The organism is Bacillus sp. JJ1503 (genome assembly GCF_036965125.1).
Lineage (GTDB): Bacteria > Bacillota > Bacilli > Bacillales > Cytobacillaceae > Cytobacillus.
In genome coordinates this window covers 611-3,979 of sequence record NZ_JBALOZ010000073.1, presented here as the reverse complement: position 1 = coordinate 3,979, position 3,369 = coordinate 611, and the positions used below count along the sequence as shown (strand labels likewise).

The following is a 3,369-nucleotide window of genomic DNA, read 5'->3' as shown; positions in this document are numbered from 1 at the left end:
GGCGCTGAAGCTAGACAAATAGGAGGGAGATGATTGTCATGATCATACCATTTTGGGTTTATTTTATCGCTATTGGGATTCTCCTTAGTGCCTATATGGCGATTAAGGCAGGAAGAGAAGAAAGAAGAGTAGAAAATGAAAGCATCGAGCTTGAAGGCAGAGTTTATATCGAAAGGATTGAAAAGGAAAGGGAGGCGAGAAGAACCAATCAGCAGTCATTAGGATGAACAACCTCTAAAAATTAAACCCCGGACAGCTTATATAGTTATTTACTATATAAGCTGTCCGGGGTCTTTATTTGTAAAATTATTGTTGAGCAGCTTCAGGGGTCTCTAAAATACTCTTTAAATCCTTGTCATTTATCTTCACGTTTGCATCCTTTAATTCACGTTCCATTGCCTTCTGAATTTTATCCGCATCAAGCTTTGAAACCTTTAAATCATATTCCATTTTCTCTTTCATTTCATCAAAGGATTTTTTCTCTTTTTTCTCTGTTACTTGAATAATATGGTATCCATGCTGTGATTGTACAGGCGCACTAATTTCATTAACCTTTAACGCATACGCTGCATTTTCAAATTCAGGAACCATTCTTCCCGGACCAAACCACCCAAGATCTCCACCGTTAGCTGCAGAACCAGGATCCTTTGAATATTCCTTCACTAAATCCTCGAACTTAGCTCCTTCATCAAGCTTTTTCTTTACTTCGTTAGCTGTTTTTTCATCTTCGACAAGAATATGTCTTGCCTTTATTTGAGGCTTGTAATTATCGTAGTATTCTTTTAGTTCCTTTTCAGTTACCTTTATATCTTTAATAGCTGCCTTTTCCTGCATTAAGCCAGTTCTAAAGGTGTCTTTGAGCTCAGCTTCATCTTTATAGCCATATTGAAGAAGGGCCATCTCGAAATTTGGACCAAGCTGTTCTTTAAGTTCGTCAATTTTTTCATCTAACTCTTTATCAGATACTTTGTAGTTTTTTGAAAGGACCTTTTCATAAACTAGCTCACGAAGAACTGCCTCGCCAGTTTTTTCTTTCATCGCATCATAAAGCTCGTCCTTTGTAATATCTCCAGCCTTTGTCTGAACTACTACATCTGAATCACTCGCATTATTAGTACCATTACAAGCAGTTAAGCCTAAGACCCCAGCTGTTAATGTGAGGGTAACAATCCATTTTTTCATGTTGAACACTCCTAGGAAAATTTATTTCAATAACCAATTTCATAAAACCTACTATACCACAAATGAATTGGAGAACAAAAACAATAACCTGTTGAAGTTTAAAAAATTTATTTAGATTCTCTCCTGTAGGTAACTGACTATTCTTAATTAAAGTGGGGTCATATACTACAAAGACACTTTTATCAAAGCACTAAAGATTAAAACCCAATAATTTTCGGATTATGATGATAGGTGCCTATTCGAAGAGGGTGTTCGTTGAATAGTATATTTTAGCAACATGAAAGGAGGGTGCCTCATGGGTGCTGGTTTCGGAGGTGGATTTGCACTAATTGTAGTGCTATTCATCTTATTAATAATTGTTGGCGCTTCTTGGTGGTAAGATAACTGTTTTGCAAGCAGGAAAGGAGGAAGCATTATGTCAGAAGGAGTTGGACATGGATTCGGAGGCGGATTTGCCTTAATTGTTGTTTTGTTTATCCTATTAATCATCATTGGAGCATCTTGGCTATAGAGACTTCGACATAAAGATTCATCCATCCTAAATGAAAAAGCGGCGGGAAGTATAATCCGCCGCTTTTTCTACATTATTTAAGCATAAAGAATCTCTACAAATGACGATATGAGAAGAATTGTTATTAAAATATTAATCGTTCTAAACACTGAAGGCTGTCGCTCCTCAGGGATTTCCTTTTGGAGACAAAGCGAATTGGTCATTTTGTTAATATTATATAGGATAAAGACGGCAAAAATAATGAAAAATATGGAGATCACCGAAGATTCCCTCCTTTGCATTTATGAAGAAAAAAGGTAGGGTCTGGGCTATTTGCGTAAATAGCAATTCAGACAGCCTAAATCCAGTTGTATGTTATTTACAATAACAAAATTTACGGAAAAAAGATAGTCTTTAAGACTTGTGAAAACTTGGTTTTATCAAATTCATGAAAAAGGCATCCAATATCGGATACCTTTTTCTTCTATTCATCGTTTTTGTGGAGCAATATTTCAATTCCATCATCATTCTCTTCAATATATGAACAATTCGGTGCGAACAGCACATTCTTTGCACAAATAAAATCAGGAAGACATAAGCCAGCATGAAAAGCAAGTATGATGGTAATATAATGTAAATAATGAGGGTACATATAACAAGCAAAAATCAAAATACTATTAATAACGATAAAAGGTGCAAAAAGGGCAAAAATAAATTGCCATTTAGGAATCGGTTCAAAAACCTTTATATGAATGACAGGCAAAATCCCATATTTTATTGATAGTTCCTTTTTTACTTTATTTACATGATGAGCTAATGGTAAATAATGAAAAAACTTATGAAGTGGATAAATTAGCCAAAGCCCGAGAATAAATAAGTAAAAATAATTGTCATAGAATGAATGTGCATTAAATAAAAATTGCGCAGGCACATATACGAAAATAAATGTCAGCAACATCGTTAAGGAAGACAAAATGAAAAGTCTGTGCGAGCCATACTGTCTAGAAAAGTTAATCGTCTTCCATGAATTCATAGTATCATACCTCCAAAAGGAGAAATAAAGTTCGAGAAGAAATAATGGAATTTCAATGAAAGTTTTCACTTTCTACATTTCTTTTAAAATCTTTTCCTTCAAACTTACTAAGATACTTTACGCTGAATGTCTAAAAAAATCAATAGGGAAAAATCATGGATTTTGTCGAAAATATGGTATAGTTTATATTTGAATAATAGCTGATATTAATTGAAGCGATCTGTTCACAATATAAGACATTATGGTCTAAAACGGTTAGGAGGAAAAGGTGAATAATGGATATAAATGAGGTTATGAAGAGAATGAACAAGTTAGAATATCAGCAAAAGCTTTTACTTAAGATGATCGAAAATAGAAATTTGGAATTTTTTAAACTAATTGTCGAAAAGTCATTAGCTGAAAGGGAAGTTGAAGATTTCTACAGACTATGTGAAGAGTTGAGCATAGAGTTGGAAGAACAAAAAGCGGAAGGGTTTGTCTACTTTCATCCGCTTTACAATAAATTTACTTATAGGTTACATAAGGATCTTGAACCGAAGGAAGCAGTGCAAGCTTGTTTAAAGCAAGGTTTATTTATCCCTCTGATGGACGAATTTGTGAAATATCTTTAAAGATTAAACTGATTCCTGAAGAGAGCTTTCTTTTTTTTGCAGCTTTCCTTCTT

General features: G+C 34.2%; 7 protein-coding genes. 4 read left to right on the top strand and 3 right to left on the bottom strand.

All coding sequences use genetic code 11. The features are described 5' to 3' along the window. The first annotated feature begins 38 nt into the window (after positions 1 to 38). Positions 39 to 227 (top strand): sporulation YhaL family protein, encoded by a 189-nt coding sequence (locus V7149_RS06730; RefSeq protein WP_335344877.1) that lies wholly within the window; start codon positions 39 to 41, stop codon positions 225 to 227. Between the two features lie 79 nt (positions 228 to 306). On the opposite strand, the gene V7149_RS06725 is transcribed toward V7149_RS06730, so the two are convergent. Then, positions 307 to 1,182 carry a peptidylprolyl isomerase gene (locus V7149_RS06725; protein WP_335344876.1) on the bottom strand — a complete coding sequence of 292 codons (876 nt, stop codon included), beginning with the start codon at positions 1,180 to 1,182 and terminating at the stop codon, positions 307 to 309. Between the two features lie 277 nt (positions 1,183 to 1,459). Between V7149_RS06725 and V7149_RS06720 the strand changes: the two genes are divergently transcribed. Together V7149_RS06720 and V7149_RS06715 are read left to right on the top strand one after the other, a co-directional pair. Next, positions 1,460 to 1,561, top strand: a complete 102-nt coding sequence (locus V7149_RS06720; RefSeq protein WP_335344875.1) for a YjcZ family sporulation protein — start codon at positions 1,460 to 1,462, stop codon at positions 1,559 to 1,561. Positions 1,562 to 1,597: 36 nt separating this feature from the next. Then, positions 1,598 to 1,693 carry a YjcZ family sporulation protein gene (locus V7149_RS06715; protein ID WP_335344874.1) on the top strand — a complete coding sequence of 32 codons (96 nt, stop codon included), beginning with the start codon at positions 1,598 to 1,600 and terminating at the stop codon, positions 1,691 to 1,693. Positions 1,694 to 1,770: 77 nt separating this feature from the next. On the opposite strand, the gene V7149_RS06710 is transcribed toward V7149_RS06715, so the two are convergent. Beyond that, positions 1,771 to 1,974: a hypothetical protein gene (locus V7149_RS06710; RefSeq protein WP_335344873.1), complete on the bottom strand. Its 204-nt coding sequence runs from the start codon at positions 1,972 to 1,974 to the stop codon at positions 1,771 to 1,773. 182 nt (positions 1,975 to 2,156) lie between these two features. After that, the gene (locus V7149_RS06705) at positions 2,157 to 2,705 is read right to left on the bottom strand and encodes a DUF3267 domain-containing protein (RefSeq protein ID WP_335344872.1); all 549 of its coding nucleotides are present in this window, start codon (positions 2,703 to 2,705) and stop codon (positions 2,157 to 2,159) included. A gap of 275 nt (positions 2,706 to 2,980) precedes the next feature. Here V7149_RS06705 and V7149_RS06700 point away from each other — a divergent pair, with 275 nt between their 5' ends. Continuing rightward, a complete protein-coding gene (locus V7149_RS06700) occupies positions 2,981 to 3,316 on the top strand; it encodes a DUF1878 family protein (protein ID WP_335344871.1) in 336 nt (111 codons plus the stop codon). Positions 3,317 to 3,369: the final 53 nt, after the last annotated feature.

Bases quoted from the DNA above. Each gene is read 5' to 3' on its own strand.
- V7149_RS06730 (WP_335344877.1), top strand. From the start codon at position 39: ATGATCATACCATTTTGGGTTTATTTTATCGCTATTGGGATTCTCCTT.
- V7149_RS06725 (WP_335344876.1), bottom strand. From the start codon at position 1,182: ATGAAAAAATGGATTGTTACCCTCACATTAACAGCTGGGGTCTTAGGC.
- V7149_RS06710 (WP_335344873.1), bottom strand. From the start codon at position 1,974: ATGCAAAGGAGGGAATCTTCGGTGATCTCCATATTTTTCATTATTTTT.
- V7149_RS06720 (WP_335344875.1), top strand. From the start codon at position 1,460: ATGAAAGGAGGGTGCCTCATGGGTGCTGGTTTCGGAGGTGGATTTGCA.
- V7149_RS06705 (WP_335344872.1), bottom strand. From the start codon at position 2,705: ATGAATTCATGGAAGACGATTAACTTTTCTAGACAGTATGGCTCGCAC.
- V7149_RS06715 (WP_335344874.1), top strand. From the start codon at position 1,598: ATGTCAGAAGGAGTTGGACATGGATTCGGAGGCGGATTTGCCTTAATT.
- V7149_RS06700 (WP_335344871.1), top strand. From the start codon at position 2,981: ATGGATATAAATGAGGTTATGAAGAGAATGAACAAGTTAGAATATCAG.